Origin of the sequence: Pseudomonas sp. B21-028 (assembly GCF_024749045.1) — a bacterium.
In the GTDB taxonomy this organism is placed as follows: Bacteria; Pseudomonadota; Gammaproteobacteria; order Pseudomonadales; family Pseudomonadaceae; genus Aquipseudomonas.
In genome coordinates, this window is record NZ_CP087184.1 from 5,619,605 (window position 1) to 5,644,381 (window position 24,777).

24 protein-coding genes are annotated in these 24,777 nt (G+C 63.3%); 11 read left to right on the forward strand and 13 right to left on the reverse strand.

Annotated elements, in window-relative coordinates:
- The first annotated feature begins 202 nt into the window (after positions 1-202).
- Positions 203-1,087 (forward strand): neutral zinc metallopeptidase, encoded by an 885-nt coding sequence (locus LOY35_RS24330; protein ID WP_258628110.1) that lies wholly within the window; start codon positions 203-205, stop codon positions 1,085-1,087.
- Positions 1,088-2,035, forward strand: coding sequence for an alpha/beta hydrolase (locus tag LOY35_RS24335; RefSeq protein ID WP_258628113.1), 948 nt, complete (start codon positions 1,088-1,090; stop codon positions 2,033-2,035).
- Positions 2,036-2,150: 115 nt separating this feature from the next.
- On the opposite strand, the gene LOY35_RS24340 is transcribed toward LOY35_RS24335, so the two are convergent.
- The 3 genes from LOY35_RS24340 to LOY35_RS24350 all read right to left on the reverse strand — a co-directional run bounded on the left by LOY35_RS24340 (position 2,151) and on the right by LOY35_RS24350 (position 4,276).
- A complete protein-coding gene (locus LOY35_RS24340) occupies positions 2,151-2,744 on the reverse strand; it encodes an HAD family hydrolase (RefSeq protein ID WP_258628115.1) in 594 nt (197 codons plus the stop codon).
- Positions 2,741-3,610: an acyl-CoA thioesterase II gene (tesB, locus tag LOY35_RS24345; RefSeq protein WP_041023053.1), complete on the reverse strand. Its 870-nt coding sequence runs from the start codon at positions 3,608-3,610 to the stop codon at positions 2,741-2,743. The genes LOY35_RS24340 and tesB overlap by 4 nt, the downstream gene beginning before the upstream one ends.
- A gap of 96 nt (positions 3,611-3,706) precedes the next feature.
- Positions 3,707-4,276: a GNAT family N-acetyltransferase gene (locus LOY35_RS24350; protein WP_258628119.1), complete on the reverse strand. Its 570-nt coding sequence runs from the start codon at positions 4,274-4,276 to the stop codon at positions 3,707-3,709.
- 121 nt (positions 4,277-4,397) lie between these two features.
- Here LOY35_RS24350 and LOY35_RS24355 point away from each other — a divergent pair, with 121 nt between their 5' ends.
- Entirely contained in the window at positions 4,398-5,318 is a 921-nt protein-coding gene (locus LOY35_RS24355; protein ID WP_258628121.1) for a histone deacetylase, read from the forward strand.
- A gap of 280 nt (positions 5,319-5,598) precedes the next feature.
- A complete protein-coding gene (locus LOY35_RS24360) occupies positions 5,599-6,840 on the forward strand; it encodes a TIGR03862 family flavoprotein (RefSeq protein WP_258628122.1) in 1,242 nt (413 codons plus the stop codon).
- Positions 6,841-6,964: 124 nt separating this feature from the next.
- On the opposite strand, the gene LOY35_RS24365 is transcribed toward LOY35_RS24360, so the two are convergent.
- Both LOY35_RS24365 and yedA read right to left on the reverse strand, forming a co-directional pair.
- Complete coding sequence (locus LOY35_RS24365; protein WP_258628123.1) at positions 6,965-8,302, reverse strand: DEAD/DEAH box helicase; 1,338 nt, start codon at positions 8,300-8,302, stop codon at positions 6,965-6,967.
- Between the two features lie 58 nt (positions 8,303-8,360).
- Complete coding sequence (gene yedA / locus LOY35_RS24370; RefSeq protein WP_144930621.1) at positions 8,361-9,263, reverse strand: drug/metabolite exporter YedA; 903 nt, start codon at positions 9,261-9,263, stop codon at positions 8,361-8,363.
- 161 nt (positions 9,264-9,424) lie between these two features.
- On the opposite strand from yedA, the gene LOY35_RS24375 reads away from it, so the two are divergent.
- Complete coding sequence (locus LOY35_RS24375; protein ID WP_258628130.1) at positions 9,425-9,877, forward strand: Lrp/AsnC family transcriptional regulator; 453 nt, start codon at positions 9,425-9,427, stop codon at positions 9,875-9,877.
- Positions 9,878-10,040: 163 nt separating this feature from the next.
- Here the strand turns inward: LOY35_RS24375 and LOY35_RS24380 are convergent, their stop codons facing one another.
- The 3 genes from LOY35_RS24380 to LOY35_RS24390 form a co-directional block, all read right to left on the reverse strand.
- Entirely contained in the window at positions 10,041-10,652 is a 612-nt protein-coding gene (locus LOY35_RS24380) for a PolC-type DNA polymerase III (protein ID WP_092205262.1), read from the reverse strand.
- A 22-nt stretch (positions 10,653-10,674) separates the two neighbouring features.
- Entirely contained in the window at positions 10,675-11,154 is a 480-nt protein-coding gene (locus LOY35_RS24385; protein WP_030140338.1) for an NYN domain-containing protein, read from the reverse strand.
- Between the two features lie 139 nt (positions 11,155-11,293).
- Positions 11,294-12,064, reverse strand: coding sequence for a DUF2076 domain-containing protein (locus tag LOY35_RS24390; protein ID WP_258628135.1), 771 nt, complete (start codon positions 12,062-12,064; stop codon positions 11,294-11,296).
- 177 nt (positions 12,065-12,241) lie between these two features.
- Between LOY35_RS24390 and LOY35_RS24395 the strand changes: the two genes are divergently transcribed.
- Complete coding sequence (locus tag LOY35_RS24395) at positions 12,242-12,901, forward strand: YciC family protein (protein ID WP_258628139.1); 660 nt, start codon at positions 12,242-12,244, stop codon at positions 12,899-12,901.
- On the forward strand, positions 12,898-13,977 hold the full coding sequence (locus LOY35_RS24400; protein ID WP_258628142.1) for an endonuclease/exonuclease/phosphatase family protein: 1,080 nt from the start codon (positions 12,898-12,900) through the stop codon (positions 13,975-13,977). The genes LOY35_RS24395 and LOY35_RS24400 overlap by 4 nt, the downstream gene beginning before the upstream one ends.
- 195 nt (positions 13,978-14,172) lie before the next feature.
- On the opposite strand, the gene hrpB is transcribed toward LOY35_RS24400, so the two are convergent.
- Entirely contained in the window at positions 14,173-16,689 is a 2,517-nt protein-coding gene (gene hrpB / locus LOY35_RS24405) for an ATP-dependent helicase HrpB (protein ID WP_258628144.1), read from the reverse strand.
- Positions 16,690-16,784: 95 nt separating this feature from the next.
- On the opposite strand from hrpB, the gene LOY35_RS24410 reads away from it, so the two are divergent.
- On the forward strand, positions 16,785-17,204 hold the full coding sequence (locus LOY35_RS24410; protein ID WP_258628146.1) for a polyribonucleotide nucleotidyltransferase: 420 nt from the start codon (positions 16,785-16,787) through the stop codon (positions 17,202-17,204).
- A gap of 28 nt (positions 17,205-17,232) precedes the next feature.
- On the forward strand, positions 17,233-18,126 hold the full coding sequence (locus LOY35_RS24415) for a cation diffusion facilitator family transporter (RefSeq protein ID WP_258628147.1): 894 nt from the start codon (positions 17,233-17,235) through the stop codon (positions 18,124-18,126).
- A 174-nt stretch (positions 18,127-18,300) separates the two neighbouring features.
- On the opposite strand, the gene LOY35_RS24420 is transcribed toward LOY35_RS24415, so the two are convergent.
- Positions 18,301-19,314, reverse strand: coding sequence for a DUF6515 family protein (locus LOY35_RS24420; RefSeq protein WP_258628150.1), 1,014 nt, complete (start codon positions 19,312-19,314; stop codon positions 18,301-18,303).
- Positions 19,315-19,750: 436 nt separating this feature from the next.
- On the opposite strand from LOY35_RS24420, the gene LOY35_RS24425 reads away from it, so the two are divergent.
- The gene (locus LOY35_RS24425; protein ID WP_024780290.1) at positions 19,751-20,230 is read left to right on the forward strand and encodes an Lrp/AsnC family transcriptional regulator; all 480 of its coding nucleotides are present in this window, start codon (positions 19,751-19,753) and stop codon (positions 20,228-20,230) included.
- A gap of 237 nt (positions 20,231-20,467) precedes the next feature.
- Positions 20,468-20,677 (forward strand): DUF2788 domain-containing protein, encoded by a 210-nt coding sequence (locus LOY35_RS24430; protein WP_003185724.1) that lies wholly within the window; start codon positions 20,468-20,470, stop codon positions 20,675-20,677.
- Here the strand turns inward: LOY35_RS24430 and LOY35_RS24435 are convergent.
- The 3 genes from LOY35_RS24435 to LOY35_RS24445 form a co-directional block, all read right to left on the reverse strand.
- On the reverse strand, positions 20,672-21,238 hold the full coding sequence (locus tag LOY35_RS24435) for a pseudouridine synthase (RefSeq protein ID WP_258633724.1): 567 nt from the start codon (positions 21,236-21,238) through the stop codon (positions 20,672-20,674). The two genes, LOY35_RS24430 and LOY35_RS24435, sit on opposite strands and share 6 nt — an antisense overlap.
- A 139-nt stretch (positions 21,239-21,377) precedes the next feature.
- Positions 21,378-22,877 carry an AMP nucleosidase gene (gene amn / locus LOY35_RS24440; RefSeq protein WP_258628152.1) on the reverse strand — a complete coding sequence of 500 codons (1,500 nt, stop codon included), beginning with the start codon at positions 22,875-22,877 and terminating at the stop codon, positions 21,378-21,380.
- Between the two features lie 232 nt (positions 22,878-23,109).
- A complete protein-coding gene (locus LOY35_RS24445) occupies positions 23,110-24,759 on the reverse strand; it encodes an acyl-CoA dehydrogenase family protein (RefSeq protein ID WP_258628154.1) in 1,650 nt (549 codons plus the stop codon).
- Positions 24,760-24,777 lie beyond the last annotated feature (18 nt).

The following is a 24,777-nucleotide window of genomic DNA, read 5'->3' on the forward strand; positions in this document are numbered from 1 at the left end:
TTCATCGGCTGATGCTGTCTCTCTGTGGGAGCGAGCCTGCTCGCGACGGCGACGGTACACTCAGCCTTGATGCAAGCTGATTCACCGCAATCGCGAGCAGGCTCGCTCCCACAGGGTGCTTATGTCAGAAATCTGTTAGTAAACTGGCGTCATTCCCACTCAACGGCAACACTGTCCACACGGGCAATCAGAGGACTCCCACATGCTATGGAAAAAAGGTCGCCGCAGTGACAACGTGGTGGACGCCCGTGGCGATGGTGACGGCGGTGGCGGGATGCGCTTTGGCGGGGGCAAGGGACTGAGCCTGACGGCCATTCTCCTGATCGTCGGCATCGGCTGGATCACCGGCCAGGACCCGATGCAGATCCTCGGGCAACTGACCGGGCAGATGGATCAGTCTCCGCCCTCCTCTTCTCAAACCCGCCAGGCGCCACCGGCCAACGATGAGCAGGCCGAGTTCGTGCGTTCGATCCTCGGTGACACCGAAGACACCTGGGGCCAGGTCTTCCAGCAGGCCGGACGCCAATACCAGCAACCCAAACTGGTGCTGTTCAGCGGTCGGGTCAACTCGGCGTGCGGCCTCGCCTCGTCGGCGACCGGCCCGTTCTACTGCCCGGTGGATCGGCAGGTGTACCTGGACATGAGCTTCTTCAAGGAGATGTCCCAGCGCTTCTCCGCCGCCGGGGACTTCGCCCAGGCCTACGTCATCGCCCATGAAGTCGGCCACCATGTGCAGACGTTGCTCGGCGTGTCGGCGAAGATCCAGGAAGCTCGCCAGCAAGGTCGGCAGATGGAAGGCGACGGTGGGTTGCTGGTGCGTCAGGAATTGCAGGCCGATTGCCTGGCCGGCGTCTGGGCCAACCATGCGCAGAAGCGCCTGAACTGGCTGGAGCCTGGAGACGTTGAAGAAGCCTTGAACGCCGCCAACGCCATCGGTGACGACCGTTTGCAGCAACAAGGCCAGGGGCGCGTGGTGCCGGACTCCTTTACCCACGGCACCTCAGCGCAACGGGTGCGCTGGTTCAAGGCCGGGTTCGCCCAGGGCCAGGTCAGCCAATGCGACACTTTCGCGGCGAAAAACCTGTAGATGAAATGTGCCGCATCGATCGCACTGGTGCTGTGCAGCCTCTTCGCCCAGGCTGACGAACACGCTGTGAGCACAGTGGCGCAAGGGCGGTTGCAGCTCAAGGGCGGCAGCATGGTCGTCGCGGTCAGCCCACCCCCGACGTCTATCCAGCGCGTGCTGATTATCCTCCATGGACGGCTGCGCAATGCCGACACCTACCTGCACAGCGCCGAGCAAGCCGCCGGCAAGGCCGGACAACTGACCACCACGCTGATCATCGCCCCGCAGTTTCTCAACGAGCAGGACGTCGCCCGCCATCAACTCCCCAACGACCTGCTGCGCTGGCAAGGTGACGACTGGATGACCGGTGCCTTATCCACAGGACCGAGTCCGGTCAGTTCCTTCCAGGTTCTCGACGACATCGTTGCGCGGGTCAGCGACCGGCAGCAATTTCCCGATGTGAAGGAAATCGTCATCGCCGGTCATTCCGGCGGCGCCCAGATGGTCCAGCGCTATGCCCTGCTCACCCATGGGCAGTACCGGATCGCCCCACGCTTCGTCATCGCCAACCCATCGTCCTACGCCTACTTCGATACACAGCGGCCCATGGCGTTCGACCCTGGCGGTTGCCCCGGTTTCAATCGCTGGAAATATGGCCTGCACAATCTCCCCGCCTACGCCGCCGGGCAAATAGCCGCCGAGTTGGAGGAGAATTACATCAAGCACGACATCACCTACCTGCTCGGGCAACAGGACGTCGAACCGGAGCATCCGGCGCTGGATAAGAGCTGTGAGGCACAGACCCAAGGGCCGTATCGGTTGCTGCGCGGGCGTTTCTTTTTCGACTACCTGACCCGACGCCACCCCGAGGGGCTGAACCAGCGACTGATCGAAGTGCCCGGCGTGGGGCATGACGGGGATGGGATGTTCAATTCGGCTGAGGGGCTGAGGGCTTTGTTCGGGCAGTAAAGGCCTCATCGCGAGCAGGCTCGCTCCCACAAGCGAACGCTGATCTTGTAACCGACACCGATCTGCTGTGGGAGCGAGCCTGCTCGCGATAGCGGTTGGCCTGTAGGCCAATTTCTCAAGCCGAAATCATCCGCCGCAACTCACCACAATCCCGGGCATGCCAATCCGTCAGCTCCGGCCACGGATTGTCCGGCAGGTTCACCAGCACGGTCCGCGTGCCGGCCGCACGGCCACAGTCCAGGTCGAAGCGATAATCGCCGACCATGACCATGTCCGCCGGTGCCACGCTCCAGGCTTCGGCCAGTTTCAACAAGCCACCCGGGTGCGGCTTGGGCGGTGCTTCGTCACGACCCAGCACGTCCTCCTCGGCGAAACAATCGGCCAGACCAATGGCCTCGAGTGTCACATGGGCCAGTTCCCGGGCGTTGCGGGTCAGGATCCCCAGGCGATAGCCACGCCCGGCCAGGTCACGTACCAACTCGACCGCTCCCGGCGCCGGTTTGGAGCCCAGCGCCAGGTCCCGCTCGTGCTCCAGCAGCCAGGCATGCTTGGCCGCGGCCTCATCCGCCGGCAAGGCCGCCAGGTGAGTGAGGATGTCGTCTTCGGCCGGAATCGCCAGGGCCACGCGGATGGCCGCGAAATCATGCACGGCAATGGTCAGTGTGCCATCCATGTCGAACACCCAGTGCCGTACATCGACCAGGCTCATGCCCAGTCCTTGCGATGCCGGATCAGGCCTTCCTGGGTCACCGACGCCACCAGTTGCCCGGCTCGGTTGAACACGCTGCCACGGGAAAACCCACGGGAGTTGCCGGCCCAAGGGCTGTCCATGGCGTAGAGCAACCAGTCATCGGCACGCAGGTCGGCATGGAACCACAAGGCGTGGTCGAGACTGGCGACCTGCATGTCCTTCTGCCACACCGACTTGCCATGGGGCAGCATCGACGTGGTCAGCAGGCCGAAGTCCGAAGCGTAGGCCAGCAGGTATTTGTGCAACGCCGGCGAATCCGCCAGGGCGCCATCGGCGCGGAACCACACGTATTTGACTGGATCGGCCGGCTGCGGGTTGTAGGGGTCTTTTTCCGTAACCGGGCGTACTTCGATCGGCTTGGGGCACAGCAGTTTTTCCCGCATGTGCTCGGGCAACAGGTGCGCCCGCTGCTGGGTCAGTTCCAGTTCGGAGGGCAGGTTTTCCGGGCCGACGACCTGGGGCATGGTGCTCTGGTGCTCGAAACCCTGCTCGTCGTACTGGAACGACGCACTGCAGGTGAAGATCGGATGGCCTTTCTGGATCGCCGTCACCCGGCGGGTGCTGAAGCTGCCGCCGTCGCGTACCCGGTCCACCTGGTACACCACCGGCAACGCCGCGTCGCCCGGACGCAGGAAATAGCCGTGCATGGAATGCACATGGCGCGCCTCTTCCACCGTCTGGCTGGCCGCCGACAACGACTGGCCCAGCACCTGGCCGCCGAACAACTGGCGGAACCCCAGGTCCTGGCTGCGACCGCGGAACAGGTTTTCTTCGATCGGTTCCAGGGTCAACAGGTCGACCAGATCTTCCAACACGTGGCTCATTAGACTTCCTCACACAGCACACCGCGCAGTCTGCGCCGCGACGGTGGATCAATTGTTGCCCATTCTGGCGGGCAGTGTAGTAGACGTCCGTGTCGGTTAACCGTGCAGGGTCTGCAGCCACTGCTCGCGGTTGATGCGATAGAGCACATGGTGACGCAATGGATGATCGACCGCGAGTCTTGGATGTTCGAAATCGTCAGCCGGGTCATGGTGCATGCCGATCGCCTGCATGACCTTTTGCGACGGCAGGTTATCGGTCGAGGTAAATGCCACCACTTCGTCCAGCCCCAGGCGGTCAAACCCACAGCGCAGCGCCGTCCAGGCGGCCTCGCTGGCGTAACCCAGGCCCCAGTGCTCCCGGGCCAGGCGCCAGCCGATCTCGACTGCCGGCGTGAAGTGCGCGTCGAACCCCACCACACCCAGCCCGGTAAAACCGATGAAGGCGCCGGTGTCCTTGCGCTCCAGCGCCCACAAGCCAAAGCCATGTTCGGCAAAATGTCCGCGCACGCGTCCGATCAGCGCGGCACTTTCAAGGCGGCTCAGGGGCGCCGGGAAATAACGCATCACCTGAGGATCGGCAGACATGGCCGCGAACGCCGGCAAATCTTCATCGTGCCACTGCCGCATGAGCAACCGCGCACTTTCCAGTTCCAGTATCGGCTCCATCTTCACTCCCTTTCCATGCCCGGTGGCTTGTACGGTAATTCGAGTACACGAATGAGCCACACAGGCCACTAGAGTCTACATCGCTGGTAGGATCCGTCATTCAATCACCGCTGAAAACACCATGCCGCTGCCGCTTATCTACCATGAAGACTACAGTCCCGAATTCCCGGCGGAACACCGTTTCCCCATGGACAAATTCCGCCTGCTGCGCGACCACCTGGTGGACAGCGGGCTGACTCGCGACGCGGATCTGCTGCGTCCGTCGCTGTGCCCGCCCGAGATCCTCGCCCTGGCCCATGATCGCGTCTATATCGAACGCTACATGAGTGGCGAGTTGTCCCGCGAAGACCAACGGCGGCTCGGCCTGCCCTGGAGCGACGCCCTGGCCCGGCGAACGGTACGCGCCGTGGGCGGTTCGCTGCTGGCGGCCGAGCAGGCTCTCGAACACGGGCTGGCCTGTCATCTGGCCGGAGGCACCCACCATGCCCACTACGACCACCCTGCCGGTTTTTGCATTTTCAATGACCTGGCGGTGATCAGCCGCTATTTCCTCGCCAGTGGCCGCGTCTCGCGGGTGTTGATTTTCGACTGTGACGTGCATCAGGGCGATGGCACCGCCCGAATACTCCATGACACCCCGGACGCAGTGACAGTTTCCTTGCACTGCGAAAAGAATTTTCCCGCACGCAAGGCCCAGAGCGACTGGGACATTCCGTTACCGATGGGCATGGAAGACTCGGCGTACCTGAAGGTGGTAGACGATGCCCTCAACTACCTGCTGCCGCTCTACCAGCCCGACCTGGTGCTGTACGACGCCGGCGTCGATGTGCACAAGGATGACGCCCTCGGTTACCTGAAGCTGACAGACGAAGGGCTCGCCGCCCGGGACGAGAGCGTCATGCGTCATTGCCTCGGGCGCGACATCCCGGTGGTCGGGGTGATCGGCGGCGGCTACAGCAAGGACCGCAGGGCTCTGGCCCGGCGCCATGGGATCCTGCATCACAGCGCACAAAAGGTCTGGACGTCATCAGGGTGTCATTGAAATCTGGGTGCGTTACCCACAATGCCTGTGGAGCGGCCTGTGGATAACCTGAGCGAAACGACCTACAGGCTATGCCGGGTATAGCTTGCAGAGGCCTGGTTGTTTTTTGAGCACATTTCAGCAACACCCTCATCCCCTGTGGGAGCGAGCCTGCTCGCGATAGCGGTCCACCATCCAACATTGATGTCGCTGATCTACCGCAATCGCGAGCAGGCTCGCTCCCACAGGATTTTCGTGCTGATAGAATGCCGCGCTTATTCCCATCTCTGCAGTCCACGCCATGACCTCGACCGCCCCATCCACCACCCCAACCATCGCCATCATCGGCGGCGGCCCTGCCGGACTGATGGCGGCCGAGGTGTTGAGCCAGGCCGGCATCCACGTCGACCTGTACGACGGTATGCCCTCGGTGGGCAGGAAGTTTCTGCTGGCCGGCGTCGGCGGTATGAACATCACCCATTCGGAAGCCTTCCCGGCATTTTTGTCCCGCTACGCTGAACGCGCCGCGAATATCGCCCCATTGCTGCGGGCATTCGGCGCAGATGAGCTGTGCACCTGGATTCACGGGCTGGGCATCGACACCTTTGTCGGCAGTTCCGGGCGGGTGTTTCCCACCGACATGAAAGCCGCCCCGCTGCTGCGTGCCTGGCTCAAGCGCCTGCGCGACGCCGGCGTGGCGATCCACACCCGCCATCGCTGGCTCGGCTGGAACCCCGACAACAGCCTGCGAATAGCCGGCCCGGAAGGTGAAAAGACGCTCCAGCCCGACGCCACGCTGCTGGCGCTGGGCGGAGGCAGCTGGTCACGCCTGGGCTCCGACGGTGCCTGGATGCTGGCGCTGGAGCAGCGCAGCGTCGCCCTTGCGCCATTGCAACCCAGCAACTGCGGCTTCGACGTGCAGGCCTGGAGCGACCTGATGGTCAGCAAATTCGCCGGCGCCCCACTGAAAAACATCGCCATCGGCCTGAACGACGACGTCCCCCGCCTCGGTGAGTGCGTGATCACCGCCACCGGTCTCGAAGGCAGCCTGATCTATGCCCTGTCGGCACCGATTCGCGAGGCCATCAATCGCCATGGCAGCGCGACGATCCATCTGGACCTGCTGCCGGGCCGGCCTGTGGATAAAGTGCTCCAGGCCTTGAGCAAACCGCGCGGTTCACGCTCGATGGCCAAGCACCTGCACAGTCAGTTGGGGATCGATGGGGTCAAGGCTGGGTTGCTACGCGAACTCACACCGGCCGATGGCTTCGCCGACCCGGCACGCCTGGCCCAGGCCATCAAGGCGCTGCCCATCACCCTGGTCAGAACCCGTCCCTTGGACGAAGCCATCAGCAGCGCCGGTGGCGTGACATTCGACGCCGTGGATGAAAACCTGATGCTCAAGCGGATACCTGGCGTGTTCTGCGCGGGGGAAATGCTCGACTGGGAGGCGCCGACTGGGGGTTATCTGCTGACGGCGTGCTTTGCCAGCGGGCGGGCGGCGGGGTTGGGGATGCTGGAGTGGTTGCAGCGCAAGCGTTGAAACCGAGGCGTTCCTATCGCGAGCAGGCTCGCTCCCACATTAGATCCGGTTCCTTCAGAAAGAACGCGATCGAATGTGGGAGCGAGCCTGCTCGCGATAGGGGCTGATCAGACGCCACAAACCATCAAGGCTTGCGTTTACGCGGCCCGGTATTGAACACCGGCACTTTGCGCACCGGCTTGACCGAAGGTTCCACCGGCGCCGAGTCCCCGCTGTCCACCCACTTGCCGAGGTTGCGCTTGCCGCCACCGCCCGACGTCTTTGGCTTCTTCGGCTTTTTCGGTTTCTTGATCACCTGGCCACTGGCGTCGGTATCCGGCACCCGGTGTTCAGGCTCGAAGTCCTGCTCCATCTGGCGAGTCAGGGTCTGGCGGGTCAACATCTCAATGGCTGACAGCAGGTTCACTTCATCGGCGCACACCAGGGAAATCGCTTGCCCCGTGGCGCCCGCTCGGCCAGTACGGCCGATGCGATGGATGTAGTCTTCGGCGACGATCGGCAAATCGAAATTCACCACCAGCGGCAAGTCTTCGATATCCAGCCCACGGGCGGCGACGTCGGTGGCCACCAGGATCTGGATTTCACCGAGCTTGAAACGGTCCAGCGCGCGCTGACGGGTGGCCTGCGGTTTGTCGCCGTGGATGCCATCGGCGTTGACGCCCAGACCCTGGAGCTTTTCCACCAACGCATCGACGCCGTTACGGGTCTTGGCGAACACCAGCACCTGTTTCCACTTGTTCTTGCGCAGCAGGTGCACGAACAATTCCGGCTTGCGCTTCTTGTCCACCGTCACCACCCATTGCTTGACGGTGTTGGCGGCGACGTTGCGCGGGCTCACTTCGATGCTCAGCGGATCGTTGAGCATTTGCCCGGCCAGCAAACGGATCGCGTCGGAAAAGGTCGCCGAGAACAGCAATGTCTGACGCTTCTTCGGCAACGCCTTGTAGATATTCGCCAGTTCTTCGGAGAAGCCCAGGTCAAGCATGCGGTCGGCTTCGTCCAGCACCAGGGTCTGCAACTGGTTGAACTTCAGCGCGTTCTGCCGGAACAGATCGAGCAGGCGTCCCGGCGTGGCGACCAGCAGGTCGACGCCCTTGCGCAGCTTCATCATCTGCGGGTTGATGCTGACGCCACCGTACACGGCGTAGGTGCTCAACGGCAGGTTCTGCGCGTACTGGCGCACGCTTTCATGGACCTGCTCGGCCAATTCGCGGGTCGGCACCAGGATCAGCGCCCGCACCGAGTTGGCGGCCACTTTCGGCCCTTCGGTGGTCAGCAACTGCAACAGCGGCACGGCGAAACCGGCGGTCTTGCCGGTACCGGTCTGGGCCGCGGCCATCAGGTCGCGACCGGCCAGCACCGCCGGCATGGCCTGGGCCTGCACCGGGGTCGGGGTCTGGTAGCCGAGCGTCTCGAGGGCGCGCAACAAAGGTTCGATCAGGCCAAGGGTGGCGAAAGTCATGGAAGTACCGTAGGAAAAATCAGCGCAGGGTGTGCAATGCGCGGCAGTTTACCTTAATTCAGGATTCAACCGGCGCAGGCTTGGGCTTGCGCCACTGGGGCAGCCCGATCAACACCACGGCACTGATGATCACCAGCATCGCCAGGGACTCCTCGACGCCGATGCTTTCGCCGGCAAACACGATTCCCAGCAGCACCGCCACTGCCGGGTTGACGTAGGCATAACTGGTGGCCGCCGCCGGCCGTACATGCTTGAGCAGGTACATGTAGGCGTTGAAGGCAATGATCGAACCGAAGAAGGTCAGGTAGGCCAGCGCGAACCAGCCTTCGAACGGCGGGATGCGCTCCAGGTGTTCGCCACTGGCGAAACTGCCGATCAACAGCACCACGCCGCCCACCAGCATTTCCACGGCACTGGCCATCGCCCCCGCCGGCAAGGGCAGATGTTTGCTCAGCACCGAGCCGAAGGCCCACGACGCCGCCGCGAACACCAGCAAGGTTGCCCCCAGGGGACTGGATTGCAGGTTGGAACCGAGGTTGAGCATGGCGATGCCGATCAGCCCCAGCACGATGCCCGCCCATTCCAGGCGCGTGTTACGCGCGCCCCAGAAATACCCGCAAAGCAGGGTGAACAAAGGCACCGTCGCCACGGCCAACGCCGCCACCCCGGACGCCACGCCGGTGTGCTCGGCGACACTGACCGCGCCGTTGCCGAAACTGAGCAGCAGCACGCCGATGATCGCCCCGGCCTTCCACTGCGCCCAGGTCGGTGCCGGTGCCCCGCGCCAGCGCAGGAAGCCATACATGAGCGAGCCGGCCAGCACGAAACGAATCCCGGCCAGCAACAGCGGCGGCCAATGCTCCACACCGATGCGAATCACCAGGTAGGTCGATCCCCAGATGACATACAGGGCGAAGAAGGCAGCGATCAGCGGCAGTGGAAAACGGCGTGGGCCCGGCATGGTCAGCTCGAAGTCAGGACTATGAGAGACGCTATTCTAGAAAGGCGACGAACGGAAAATAAGCTACAAAACCTGTTTATCCAACCCATACACTTTTCAAACAACGGAGATCAGCGCTATAAACCGTGCTTTCGAAAGTCATGTCACCTGGAAGCCAAACCGTGGATAAATACGACCGCATGCTGCTCAGCGCCCTGTTGGAAAATGGTCGTGCGTCCTATGCCGAACTGGCCCGCAAAGTGAACCTCTCGGCCCCTGCCGTGGCCGAGCGCGTCGGCAAGCTGGAAGCCAGCGGGATCATTACCGGCTACCAGGCCAAGGTCGACATGGCCAAGATCGGCCTGCCGGTGCAGTGCGTGATCGAATTGCGGATGAACCAGCACGGCAACCAGAAGGCCTACGATGACTTGTGCAAGATTCCCCAATTGACCGAATGCCACCGGGTGACCGGCGACCCCTGCGTGATCATGCAAGCGGCGGTCGGCTCGATGCCGGAGCTGGAAGACCTGATCAACCGGATCGCCAAGTTCGGCTTCAGCAAGACCTCGATCGTGCTGTCCAGTGCCATTGAAAAGCGAGTGCCGCTGGGGCAATTGGAAGGCAACGGGAAGTAGCCGCCCCCACACTGGGTTACCGGGTGTACGCAGCTTTTTCATACGCCACCAGACCCTGTGGGAGCGAGCCTGCTCGCGATAGCGTCAGGTCAGCCAATATCTGCACTGACTGACACACCGCCATCGCGAGCAGGCTCGCTCCCACATATGGATGGCGGTGGTCCTAGAACCCGCGATGACGCTTGAGATGCTCATTGATCTTCGCCGCCGGGACTTTCTGCAAACTGCACAACAGATCATGGGACAACTCCCGCAGCCCATGCTTCTGCCGCAATTGCGACGCCAGGTGCGCGGTGAGGTTGGCGGCCATTTCGGCGTCGGCCATGGCCCGGTGGGCCTGGCCGGTATGGGGCAGGCCGGCGAAGGCGTTGAGGGTGCCGAGCTTGTGGTTCGGCGCGGCCGGCATCAAGCGTCGGGCGAGCAGCAGCGAACAGGCAAAATTCTGCAGGCGGGTGCGCTTGATCCGTCCCAGTTCGAAGTCCCAGAACTTCTGGTCGAACGCAGCGTTATGAGCCAGCAGCGGCGTGATGCCGACGAACTCATTGACCTCGTTCATCACCCGCTCGGCCGACGGTGCGCTACGCAGCATGGCATTGCTGATGCCGGTCAGCTGCTCGATGAAGGCCGGCACCCGCACGCCGGCATTCATCAGGCTCTGGTAGCGGTCGACGATCCGGCCTTGCTCGAGCATCACCACGGCGATTTCCGTGGCTCGGCAACTGCTGCTCGGGGTGATCCCGGTGGTTTCAAAGTCGATGACTGCGATGCGTTCCAAACCTGTCTGAACTCCGTAACGATCAATTCTTGAGCAGCAGCGCGCCTTCGATGGGCACGTAGCGACTGGCGGCGCGGATCAACGAGTTGGCCGTCAACCCCGGCACGCCGTACGCCACCGCCTGCACACCGTGCTTGCTGATGATGCGCTCGAGCAGCATGTCGAAGTCGCCGTCACCCGAGGCCAGTACCACCTCGTCGACATGGTCGGCGGCGTCCATGATGTCGAGCGTGATGCCCACGTCCCAATCGCCCTTGGCCGAGCCGTCGCTGCGCTGGATGTAGGGCTTGAGCTTCACGGTGAAACCCAGGTTGCGCAGGATCTGCTGGAATTGCTGTTGCTTGCTGTCACCGCGATCGATCGCATAGGCATAGGCCTCGACGATCTGCCCCTGTTTGCTGACATCGGCCCATAGAGCGGCGTAGTTGAAGTGACAACCATAGGCCTGGCGCACGGTGTAGTAGAGGTTCTGGACATCGGCGAACACTGCGATTTTCTTCACCGCGGTTCCTCTTGAATGCACAAGCGCACAGGCTCTGGGTCAGGCATCGGGCCCGAAAAGGCGCACAGTATGCCAGCCCGAAGGAGGATTCCGCGAATAATCGGTCCGAGGCGCGTGGGCACCCCGGACGAATGGCAGGTCAGACGAAGGAGTCGTCGTCGCCAAAGAAGGAGGAGTCGTCGCTGTAATCCGCGTCGCTGAAACCGCCCTGGTCGTTGCCGTAGCCATCGTTATCGGCCATGCGCTGGTCGTCGCCCCAACCGTTGTCGCCGCTGTTACCAACGTCATTGACCGGTTGGGCCGGCTCTTCCTTGATGATCTCGACGATCTCCTGGGGCTGCTGACCGCTGTGGAACAGACTGCTGATACCTTGTGCCAGCATCACGCCACCAGCCACGCCGGCCGCCGTTTTCAGGGCGCCACCCAGGAAGCTGCTCGCCGCCGGGGCTTGTTGCTGCGCAGCGCCATAGCCTGCTGGCGGCGCACCGAAGCCCTGCTGAGCCGGGGCATTGTTGAAGGCTGGCCGCGCCGGTTCGCGCCAGCCGCCACCGCCGGTTGCCGGAGCGCTTGGAGTGGGAGCCGGCCGCGAATCGCGACTGCCGCCACCAAAAATACTTGAGAGGAAACCACCACCGCCGCTGGGTGCCGAAGCCTGGCTGCGGGCGCTCTGCAGGTCTGCCTGCAGTTGCTGGACTTGCTCGGCCAGTTGCCTGTTCTGCTCATCGAGGCGCTTGATTGCCGCCTCTTGCACCAGAATCGCCTGGGCCATGAAATAGCCGGCCGCGGGCTGGCTGGCCAGGTGCTCCTTGATCCGCGCCTCGGCCTGGGCGTCGCGCGGGGCTGAATCCTTTTCGGCCTGTTGCAGCCGTGAAAACAGTCCATCGATCAGGGTTTGTTCTTCGCTGTTCATGGCGACCTCATCAGATTGCCGGGTAGAAAACCAAGCCGGTTCCGCAGAACCGGTGCCCACCAGTAATGGGGCTCGCCACGAAGGTTTCAATGGTCTTTACCTGATGTTTACGTTTGCTTGTGCAGGTGCCTGATCGGTTAAAGTGTCAGACCGCTTCTGGACCTGCGATCCCGACTCATGAATCCGTTTGACGTGCTGCGCGACTCTTTGTATTTCTTCAAGCGCCATCTGGGCCGGATCGCCCAGCTGTGCCTGCCGCTGGTGATACTTGAGGCGGTGCTGCAACAAGCCGTCGACAGCGCTCTCGGCCCGGATGGTTTTCCGGGCTACAGCGTGATCGTCGGGCTGCTGGTGTATCCGGTGTACACCGCTGCGCTGATCCTGTTTCTCGACGCCCGCAGCCGAGGCGAATCGCCGCACATTCGTGATCTTCTCGCCGCGGCCCTGACCCTCTGGCCGCGCTTCGCGTTGCTGACCGCCCTCAACACGCTGCTGATCCTCTTGGGTATCTCGTTGTACATCCTGCCGGGCCTGTGGCTGATGGTGACCCTGGCGTTCAGCGAATACCTGCTGGTGCTCCGGGGCCTGGCGCCGTTGGCGGCGATGAAGGAAAGCCTGCGCATGAGCCGTGGCCAGTTCTGGCGGATCCTGTTGTGCATCATGGGCGTGATGGCCCCGCTGTGGCTGCTCAAGGGCGCCAGCGTCTCGGTGTACCCGCCGCCCCAGAACCCCTGGCTCGGCCTGTTGATCGACAGTGTTCACAGCTTCCTGCAACTGTTCACCAGCGTGGTGCTGTTCCGGATATTCATGCTGGTGGGGGAAAAACCCGAGCCATGACCCGTCTCCTGCGTTACACCCTGTTGGGTCTGCTATCGGTCCTTTGCCTGGCCGCCCTGTCAATCTACGGCCTGACCTGGCGCCCACATGCCCGGGAAACGCTGCCGGTCAGTTGTACCGCCAGCGCCACACCGCTGATGCCCGGCCAGGCGATAAAAGTGATGACCTGGAACGTCCAGTTCCTGGCCGGCAAGCGCTACGTGTTCTGGCACGACCTGGCCCAGGGCGACGACGAAAGCCCGACCCTGGAAGACATGGCTTTCAGCCTCGACGAAGTGGCACGGGTCATCCGTGACGAGCAGCCCGGCATCGTCCTGCTGCAGGAACTGGACAACGGCGCCAAGGCCAGCGACTACCAGGACCAGCTCAAGTTGTTGCAGGAGCGGCTTGCCGACCTTTACCCCTGCAGCACCAGCGCCTTCGACTGGAAGGCCGACTTCATTCCCGCCCCCCATATCTTCGGCAGCGTCGGCCGACAACTGGCCACGCTGAGCCGCTACCGCATCGATCACGCCGAACGGGTGCAACTGCCGGTGGCCGAGACCAACTTCATCAGCCGCCAGTTCCAACCGAAGAATGCGCTGCTGGTGAGCTATATGCCGCTGAGCGATGGCAGCCAACTGGCCGTGCTCAACACGCATCTGGAGCGGGCCACGCAGCCGGACGACACCCTGCCCAGGCAGGTCACTGCCGTGGCCAAGGCCCTGGACAAGTTCGAATCGCGAGGCATGCCCTGGCTGATCGGCGGTGACTTCAACCTGCTGCCCCTGGGGCAGTACCTGCGCCTGCCGCCCGAACAGCGCACCCCCTACTCCGCCGACAGCCCGTTGCACCTGCTGTGGGACAAATACCCGATGATTCCCACCAACAACGAGGCCAGCGGCATCGACCGTGCACACTGGCTGACCCACTACCCGAACGACCCCGGCCTCAACGGCCCGGACCGCACCGTCGACTACCTGTTCTACAGCCCACGCATCAAACGGGTCGAGGCCCAGGTACGGCAGGACGACACCTTGCGCATCTCCGATCACCTGCCGGTGATCGCGCGGTTTCTGTTACCGACGGCGCCCTAGCGGACACCTTGGAAGCGATCCTGCTCGCGAATGTGATGTGTCAGCCAACTTCCATGTCGACTGACAGACCGCTATCGCGAGCAGGCTCGCTCCCACAGGATTCTGATGACGGATAGCGATCGTGCGGCCAGCCCGGAGCCAATGTGGGAGATTTGGTTCTTCAACAGGGCAAATACCGCTCGGATTAACGTCTGTTCACTTGCGCGGCTTGACCCGCGCCGTCGCCTCCGCCACCAACGGATCGTCCGGCCAGTAATGCTTGGGGTAACGCCCCTTGAGGTCTTTCTTCACCTCGGCGTAGGTGCTGCGCCAGAAGTTCGCCAGGTCCTGGGTCACCTGCACCGGCCGGCGTGCCGGTGACAGCAGGTGCAGCTTGACCACCTGGCGTCCGCCGGCGATGCGCGGGGTGTCGGCCAGGCCGAACAGTTCCTGCAAGCGCACCGCCAGGATCGGCGGATGTTCGCTGTAGTCCAGGCGGATCGACGAGCCCGAGGGCACGCTCAGGTGATGGGGTGCCAGCTCGTCCAGCCGCTGCGGCAACGGCCAAGGCAGCAAGTTGTGAACGATGCTCGACAAGTCCAGGTTGGCAAAATGGCTGAGGCGCGAGACTCGGCCCAGGTACGGCATCAGCCAATGTTCAAGACTGTCGAGCAGCGCTTTGTCGCTGACGTCGGGCCATTCGCTTTCGCCCTTGGCGTCCAGGTCCAGTCGACGCAGCAGTGCCACCCGCGCCTGCCATTGCCGCAGTTCCGGGGTCCAGGGCAATAATTCCAGGCCCTTGCGCCGCACCAGGTTCACCAGGGCCTGGCTACGGGCGGACTCATCCAGGCCAGTCAATGGCTCGCGACTGAGCACCAGTTCGCCGACCTTGCGCTGGCGCTCGGCCCGCAATACGCCTTCGCGCTCGTCCCAGTCCAGCTGATCCACCGTGCGCACCTGCTCGGCCAATACCGAATCGAACAGCGTCGGGTCGAAATCCGTTGCCAGGTAGATTCGTTCTTCCCGCTGGCCCTGGCGACTGCCCAGGTCGGCGATCACCAGCCACGCCTGTTTCATCAGGCTGTCAGCCTCGGCAAACAGCGCCGCACGACCGTTGGCCAGACGATATTCCGCGCCGCCGGGCCGACGCTGTTGGGCGACCCGATCCGGATAGGCCAACGCCAGCAACGCGCCGAGCCAACGCGGGTGATCGGGATCGGCCACGGCTTCTTCGGCCTTGCCCCGCAAATAGCCGCGATACTGCCGGGCCAGTTGCCGTGCCCGTGTCACGCCGCCTTGCGCGCCCCGCGCCGCCCGCTCTTCGCCAGACAGCAGGGCCAGGCGACTGTGCAGATCCGCGCCGGCGCCACGCAGAATATCGCGCTCGCCCAACAGCGCAGCGACGTTGCAGGCCATGTCCGCCAACCCCAGCGCCTGGCCGCGCAACAACAGATGAGCGATACGCGGGTGAGCCGGCAGTTCGGCCATGGCCTGACCGTGGCGGGTCAGTTGCTCGCCGTCCAGCGCGCCCAGGCGTTGCAGCAGGTCCTGGGCCTGGGCGTAGGCGGCGCTGGGCGGCACGTCGAGCCAGATCAATTGCTGCGGCGTCACGCCCCAGCGTCCCAGTTGCAAGGCCAACCCGGCCAGGTCCGCCGAAAGGATCTCCGCACTGCCGTAGGCGGCCAGTTGCTCGTGCTGGTCTTCGGACCACAACCGGTAACACACCCCCGGCTCCAGACGCCCGGCCCGACCGGCCCGCTGGGTAGCGCTGGCCCGGGAAATGCGCTGGGTGTCGAGACGGGTCATGCCGCTGCCCGGGTCGAAACGTGGAACCCGGGCCAGCCCGGCATCGACCACCACCCGCACGCCGTTGATGGTCAGGCTGGTTTCGGCGATGTTGGTCGCCAGCACCACTTTGCGCAGGCCAGGAGGCGCCGGGTCAATGGCGGCGCGCTGGGCCGCAAGATCCAGTTCACCGTGCAACGGACAGAGCAATACGTTGCCGCCCTCGCCCAGGGCCTCGACCAGTTGCTGGTGGACCCGACGGATTTCCGCCTGACCGGGCAAGAACACCAGCACGCTGCCGGTTTCATCGTGCAGGGCTTCGAGCACGGTCTGCACCAGCCGCGGCTCGATGAACTCGCCAGGCTGGAACGGACGCCCCCAACGCACGACCACCGGGAACATCCGCCCTTCACTGCGCAGGATCGGTGCGTCGTCCAGCAACCCGGCCAGGCGCTCGCCTTCCAGGGTCGCGGACATCAACAGGATCTTCAGCGGCTGGTCTTCGCGAAACAGCTCCCGGCCGTTGAGGCTCAAGGCCAGAGCCAAGTCGGCGTCGAGGCTACGCTCGTGGAATTCATCGAATATCAACAATCCGACGCCTTCCAATGCCGGATCATCCTGCAGACGACGGGTGAGAATCCCTTCGGTGACCACTTCAATCCGGGTCCTCGGGCCAACCTTGCTGTCCAGACGAATCCGGTAGCCGACGGTTTCACCGACCTTTTCACCCAGTTCACTGGCCAATCGCTCCGCCGCCGCCCGTGCCGCCAGGCGTCGGGGTTCGAGCATCAGGATGGTCTGTCCGGCCAGCCACGGCTCGTTCAACAGGGCCAAGGGAACACGGGTGGTTTTACCGGCACCGGGCGGTGCTTCGAGCACAGCTTCATGGCGTGATGCCAAGGCTTGACGCAGGGCGGGTAAAACTTCATCAATCGGCAAAGAAATCATGCTGGCTCCAAAACAGAGGGCCGAGTATAACGGCGAACTGTTTGGCGTGGTCTGGACTCAAACCAACAACGCCCTTACCTACTCAGGAGATTGTTATGCGTATTCCCTTTCGCGTGATCGGTGGCGTCCTGGCCGCCACCCTGCTGACCCAGGTCAGTGCCTGCGGCTCGATCTTCTACCCTGACCGTCGCGGCCAGATCGACGGCAAGATCGACCCGGCCATTGCCGCGCTCGACGCCGTCGGACTGCTGTTCTACATCATCCCCGGCCTGATCGCCTTCGCAGTGGACTTCGCCACCGGCGCCATTTACTTCGAGCCGGGCAAGACCGCCCAGGTCGCGCCGGAAAAACTCAAGCAGGCCGTCAACCCTGACGGCAGCGTCGACAACCATAAACTGCAGGCCATCCTGGAAAGCGAACTGGGCCGCAGCTTCCCCCTCGACGATCCACGGCTGATCCAGCACAAGGGCAGCGCGCAACAACTGGCCGCCCTCGGACTCAAGCCGGCCGCATAACGGGCGCCACTGAAGGAACGACCGCTCCATGACCACCAGCACCGAACACGCTCGCCTGCTACGCCTGGCCACCCGCGCCTCGGTGGCCGTGGCGTTGATCCTGATTATCGCCAAGGCACTGGCCTGGTGGCTGAGCGGTTCGGTGAGCATGCTTGCCGGCCTGACCGACTCGGCTTTGGACGGCGTCACCTCGCTGCTCAACCTGCTGGCGGTGCATTACGCCTTGCGTCCCGCCGATGCCGATCATCGCTACGGTCATGGCAAGGCCGAGTCCCTGGCCGGCATGGCCCAGGCGCTGTTCATCGGCGGCAGCGCCGTGTTGATTGCCCTGCAGGCATTCGAGCGCCTGAAAAACCCGGTCCCGGTGGAGGCGCCCTGGCTCAGTGTCGGCGTGATCGTGTTTTCCCTGGCACTGACCCTGGCGCTGCTGGCATTGCAGCATCGGGTCATCCGCGCCACCGGCTCCAATGCCGTGCGCGCCGACTCGCTGCATTACCGTTCCGACCTGTTGCTCAACGGCAGCATCCTGGTGGCGCTGGTGCTGGCCGGGTTCGGCTGGTACCAACTCGACGCCTGGTTCGGCCTGGGCATCGCCGCCTACATTCTCTGGAGCGCCATCCAGATCGCCCGGGAAAGTTTCTCCGTGCTGATGGACGAAGAACTGCCACCCGACGTCAGCCAGCACATGCTGGAACTGGCCTGCGCCGTGCCCGGCGTACTCGGTGCCCATGACCTGCGCACGCGGATTTCCGGCAACCACTGGTTCGTGCAACTGCACCTGGAATTGCCCGGGGAGCTGACCTTGTCAGTGGCCCACGGCCTCAGCGACCAGGCCGCCGATGCCATCCACCGGGCCTATCCGAAGGCCGAGGTGCTGGTGCATGCCGACCCGTCGGAAGTGGTGAAAGCCACCAGCGCCTGATGTCTGCAGGAGTCATTGTGGCGAGGGGATTTATCCCCGCTGGGCTGCAAAGCAGCCCTGAAACCTGAGACCTCGGTTTGGCTGACGAGTTGAATTGCAAGTTTTGGGACTGCTTCGCAGCCCAGCGGGGATAAATCCCCTCGCCACAGGGGGACTGCATTCCAGGCTGAGTGCTCAGTAACTCACCTGATACCCACGGCTGCTCAGGCAATTCCCCTGGGCCTGCCGATAGGTCTGCACCACTTCCGGCGCGGGCGGATAGGTGTAGTTGCGCGGATCGAAACCGCTCTGCTGCACCGCCCAGCGATAGCACTCATAGCCGTCCTGGTTGACCTGCTCGGGTGACTGACCGTTGGCTGGATACGCCACCACGTCATAGCTGTTGCCTTGGGGTTGAGGCTGCGGGTTGGCGACTGGGGCGTCGACCACGACGTAGTCCCGGGTGTTGGCTTCGTAAATGTAATAGGCGCCGGCGGCGAGGAAGAACAGCGAGCTGCCGATCCAGACTTCCCGGGCATAATCGGGCAGGTAGCGGGTGCGAATGCCCCGTGGCGGCTGCACCACCACATAGCGTGGTCCTTGCGGGCGATACCAATAGCCGCCCGAGAAGAAATAGTCCTGGCCACGATAGGGCACACGGTAGTTGCGATCCGGGAAGCGGTCGATGACATAACCGGGACGATACTGCGGCCCCGGGCCCCACCCATTGCCATGCCCATCCGGGCGACCGGCCCAGTGCTGGTCGGGGCGATTGTCATGCTCGGGGCGTGGCCGATTGCTCGGATAGCCGTCGCTGCGACGGGGGATATCGCGGTAGTAACCCGGTTGCGGCTCCCGGGTCTGAGTCACGCTGTCGGGCCGCCCCTGAATCGGCAGGTTATTGCTCGGCTGCTGGTGTTGCTGCGGCGCACGGCCATGACCGTTGGGGTCCTGGGGCGATCGTTCATAGGATGGACCACCCTGGCGCTGAGCGCCGGGTTCGAACTGGCGACTGTTGTCGCCACGGATGATTTCGTTGTTCCGGGGCCGGGGTTGCTCAACATGGCCCTGGCTGTTGCCACCGCGCTGGTCGTGGTCACGACCGCCGTCCGGGCCGCCACGGCTTTGCTGATCATCGGCCATCCCTTGCGCACTGACACTTGCCCACAACAGACCAACACCTGCCAGACGCCAGATGCGCGACTTCATGTTATTCCTCACAACGGTTCAGGGCCTGATGATAAGACTGAGAAAAGCCCAGGCCGGTTCTGCACCAGATTATCAGGCGCGCGTTTTATTTCGCAGGCATTAAAAAAGGGAGACCCGTCGGCCTCCCCTTGAGAACTTCGTCCGTGCTCGACGCTTTTGACGTCGGCTCACCTCACGCCGTCTTCTGGACAGTGTGTAGCTCGGGGGTCATGAATGGCCTGTGTGGCTAATTCGAGCACCGGTGGGTGCCGCGACCGCAGCCGGCCTGCTTGGGCGGGCTGCATTGGACTGTTTGTCCGAGCAGTGATCTTGGTGATAAGAATAGGCCCGGGCCGGCGACAGATGATTGCGAAGATTGCTCAATTAAACATCGCTTGCGCAATTTTTACCTCCGGATAGATAATCCCACGCAATTATCAAGATAAAGGCCCGACCGATGAGCAAACTCGACCGTTACGACCTGAGCATTCTGGCGGAATTGCAGCGCGACGCGCGCATCTCCAACCAGGAACTGGCCGAACGCATCGGCCTGTCACCCTCGCCCTGTTCGCGGCGGGTCAAGCAGTTGGAAGACGACGGCTACATTACCCGCCAGGTCGCGCTGCTCGACCGCAAGATGCTCGGCCTGAGCCTGACCGCCTATGTGTTGATCGGCATGGACCGTCACACGCCCGAACGCTTCGAAAACTTCGAAGCCGCGATTCGCAACCTGCCGCAAGTGCTGGAGTGCAGCCTGGTGACCGGCATGGATGCGGACTACCAGCTCAAGGTGGTGGTACCGGACATGGACCACTACCAGAAACTGCTGCTGGGCCACCTGACCCGGATCGACGGCGTCACCAGCGTGCGCTCGAGTTTCGTGCTGAACCAGGTGCTCAGCAGTACCGAGTTGCCGTTGACCCATCTGCGCAGCTGAATCCGCCACAACCCTGTGGGAGCCGAGCTTGCTCGCGATGGCGGCATTACAGTCGACAATGATTTGGCTGATCCACCGCCATCGCGAGCAAGCTCGGCTCCCACAGGATCAGGGCAGTCACACCGTCGGGAAGGCGATGAACAGCTGCGACACACCGCCGCATGCCAATCCATTGCCCCGCCCCCATGCCGTATACTTGCCCCGTCTTTTCAACCCCGCCCACGCCGGAGTGTTTCGATGGATCCTGCTGTTTTCGAAGAGTGGATGATGACCGGCCTGGTCAGCATCCTGATCATTTTCATGGGTTTCATCGTCTGGGATCTGGCGAAGAAGTCCAAGGCCGGGCGTTTCGGTTCGTTCATCCTGTTTTTCGTGCTGGGGCTCGGCGTGGCGGCGTTCGTCATCAAGAGCGTGGTGATCGGCCTGATCGAGTCCGGGGCGCTATAAGCGCGCCGGGACCTCTCTCCACTGCCCCTGATCAAGCCCTTCGATCGTCCAGTCGCCGATCCTGACCCGCACCAGCCGTAGCGTCGGCAAACCCACGGCGGCGGTCATGCGCCGCACCTGCCGGTTGCGCCCCTCACGGATCACCAGCTCCAGCCAGCTCGTAGGCACGCTTTTGCGAAAGCGCACCGGCGGGTTGCGCGGCCATAGCGGCGGCTCGTCCAGCGGTCGCGCCTCGGCGGGCAGCGTCATGCCGTCGTTCAACTCCACACCATCACGCAGGCGCTGTAGCTGTTCAGCGCTCGGCTCGCCTTCCACCTGCACCCAGTAGGTCTTGGCCAGTTTGTGTTTAGGGTCGGCGATACGCGCCTGCAATTGCCCGTCGTTGGTGAGCAACAACAGCCCTTCGCTGTCGCGATCCAGCCGCCCGGCCGGGTAGATGCCCGGGATATCGATAAAATCCTTGAGCGTCGCCCGCCCCTCGCCGTCGCTGAATTGGGTCAGCACATCGAAAGGTTTGTTGAACAGGATCAGCTTGGGCTCGGCCGGAGGCGCCTTGGCCACACGACGCGGCGCGGCGGCTGGAGGCTTCGCGCCAGGGCGACGGGAAGCAGGGCGTGGAGGACGAGGCATGGCGAATACAACATCTAACGGTCAGGGCCGCTAATGCTAGTGGCCTGACCGCTAAATAACCACCGCCGTATCAGCGGAACGGCGGCTCGTCGAAGCTGCGCAGTTTGCGCGAATGCAATGAGTTGAGCTGGTTGCGCAACAGATCCAATGCCTCGATACCGATTTTCAGGTGCTGATTGACCGCCCGTTCATAGAATGCGTTGGCCGAGCCCGGCAGCTTGATCTCGCTGTGCAGCGGTTTGTCCGAGACGCAAAGCAACGTGCCATAAGGCACCCGCAGGCGATAACCCTGGGCGGCGATCGTGCCGCTCTCCATGTCCACCGCCACCGCGCGGGACAGGTTGATCAGCGGACGTTCCTGGGCCCAGCGCAGCTCCCAGTTGCGGTCGTCGTAGGTCAGCACGGTGCCGGTACGCAGGCGTTTCTTCAGCTCATCGCCCTTTTCACCGGTGATGTTCGCCGCGGCCTGCTGCAGCGCCAACTGCACTTCCGCCAGTGCAGGGATCGGAATGTTCGGAGGTACCACCCGGTCGAGGATGCCATCACGGCGCATGTAGGCGTGGGCCAGCACGTAGTCGCCGATGGTCTGGGACTGCCGCAAACCGCCGCAGTGGCCGATCATCAGCCAGCAGTGCGGTCGCAGCACGGCCAGGTGGTCGGTGATGTTCTTGGCATTGGAAGGTCCGACACCGATGTTCACCAGGGTCACGCCATGGCCGTCGTTGGCCTGCAAGTGATAAGCCGGCATCTGGTAGCGATGCCAGACCACGCCGGCGGCGATGGCCGAGGCTTCGCTGTGGTCCATGTTCTTGTCGATGATCACATTGCCTGGCAGAACCATGCGCACGAAGCGCGGGTCGCTGCGCAACTGTTCCAGGCCATGGACGATGAACTGGTCGACATAGCGATGGTAGTTGGTCAGCAGGATCCACGGTTGCACATGGCGCCAATCACTGCCGGTGTAATGCACGAGACGGCGCAGGGAGAAATCCACGCGGGCGGCGTCGAACAGCGACAGGGGCAGCGGGTCGGTGTTTTCCCAGTCATAGAGGCCGTCGGCGATACCATCGGTGGCGGCCGACAGGTCGGTGCTGGGGAATACCCGCGCCAGCACCGCCGCCGTTACACCGGAACCGGCCAGTTCATCGCCCTGCTCCACTACATACGGGTAGGGAATGTTCTGCTCGCTGACGCCCACTTCCACGGTGACGGTAAAGTCATGCATCAGCGGAACGAGTTGTTCGAGCAGGTATTTACGAAACGCGGCAGGATGGGTGACGGTGACGCTGTAGGTGCCCGGCAACTGGACCTTGGCATAGGCGCGGGTGGTTTGCGGAACCTCACCGTGGCAGTGGTAGGTCAGGCGCAGCGCCGGATAGCGGAACAGCGCTCGTTGCTCGGCATCCGGCTCGACGCGGTCCTTGAGGTAGCGCATCAACGCCTGGTTCAACGCGGTGGTCGCACGCTCGTGCAGGGCCGCCAGACGATCCACGGCTTGTTCGGCGGTTTGAACGACAATAAACGCTTCGGTCACGATCAGCTTCCTGTGTTCTGACTTGCAGGCCTTCATCTTGCCTGCATCGTCGTCTTACGGGAACAGTGGCGTGTTGGACACCGTCGACCATCCACCGAAGACCCAATGTGGGAGCGAGCCTTGCTCGCGATTGCGGTGGGTCAGCTTGCATAGATGCTGGATGTGCCGGCGCCATCGCGAGCAGGCTCGCTCCCACCCTGACCGAAGGCACCCGCAGCCTCTCGCGCACACCATCTCCCACAAGGGATAGGAGCCTGTCGCAGGCATCTCAAAACCCTTGCGGGGTAGAACGCGTCACGATGGCCTCCACATTCAGGCCTCGCGGCAAGGCGCCGTAGACCCGGCCAGTCGAGCCCAGGCGGCTGGCGATGAAGGCGTCGCTGACGTCGCTGTTGCCCGCCTCGAGCAGCAACCGAGCTTGCAGGCCCACGGCGATGTCTTCGGTCAATTGCCGGGCGCGGTACTGGATGTCGTTGGTGTCCTTGAACGCCTCATGCAGTTGATCGATATGGGCCGCCAGGCGTTTATCGCCATGACCGTCGCCCAATTCGCTGAACAGCACCTCAAGCACCCCGGGCTCCTTGGACAGAGCCCGCAATACGTCGAGGCATTGCACATTGCCGGAGCCTTCCCACGTCGAATTGACCGGCGCCTCCCGGTACAGGCGCGGCAGGATGCTGTCTTCGACATAACCGGCACCACCCATGCACTCGGCGGCCTCATTGATCATCGCGGGGGCACGCTTGCAGATCCAGTATTTGCCCACCGCCGTCACCAGCCGGGCGAACTTGGCTTCGTGCTCGTCACTCAAGTGATCCAGCGCCCGGCCCATGCGCAGGCTCAAGGCCAACGCGGACTCGCTTTCCAGCGCCAGGTCCGCCAGCACATTCTGCATCAAGGGCTGCTCACTCAGCAGCCTGCCGCCGACCGTGCGATGGGCACAGTGATGACTGGCCTGGGTCAGCGCCTGGCGCATCAGGGCGCTGGAGCCGACCATGCAATCGAAGCGGGTCATGGCGACCATCTCGATGATGGTCGGCACGCCGCGCCCTTCTTCACCGACCATCCAGGCCAGGGCACCGCGGAACTCGACTTCGCTGGAAGCATTGGAACAGTTGCCCAGCTTGTTTTTCAGCCGCTGGATGTAGAACTGGTTGCGGGTGTCGTCCGGGCGATGGCGCGGCAACAGGAAACAGGTCAGGCCCTTGTCGGTCTGGGCCAGGGTCAGGAAGGCATCGCACATCGGCGCCGAACAGAACCACTTGTGCCCCACCAGCTCATAGGCCTGGCCCGGCCCCCGGGCGCCCACCGGGAAGGCCTTGGTGGTGTTGGCCCGCACATCGGTACCGCCCTGCTTCTCGGTCATGGCCATGCCAAGGGTGACCCCGGCCTTGTGGGCCATGCCGACATTGCGCGGGTCATACTCGGTGGCGAGCACTTTCGGCAGCCAGCGCTCGGCCAGATCCGGTTGCAGGCGCAGCGCCGGGACGCTGGCAAAGGTCATGGTCAGCGGACAGCCCGTGCCGGCTTCGGCCTGGCTGTGCAGATACGTCATCGACGCCCGGGCCACATGAGCACCGGGTTGCGGATGGGCCCAGGGCAGGCTGGGCAGGCCATGTTCGATAGCGGTCCGCATCAGTTGGTGATAAGCGGGATGGAACTCCACCAGATCGATGCGATGACCATAGCGGTCATGGCTGGAGAACACCGGTTGGTTCTGGTTGGCCAGGAACCCCGCCTCCATCAGCGGCCCGCCGGCCAACCCACCGTACTCATCGATCCGTGCCTGGGCCCAGCCGGCACCGAAACGCTGTGACCATTGCTGCAGCGGCAAGTCGATGCGATACAGGTTGGCGCCGTCCAGGGAGGGCGGCTGATTCGTGACGTCGTGGGTTTCGGCGAACTGGTGCAGGTTCATGACGGGGCTCCTCGGTCG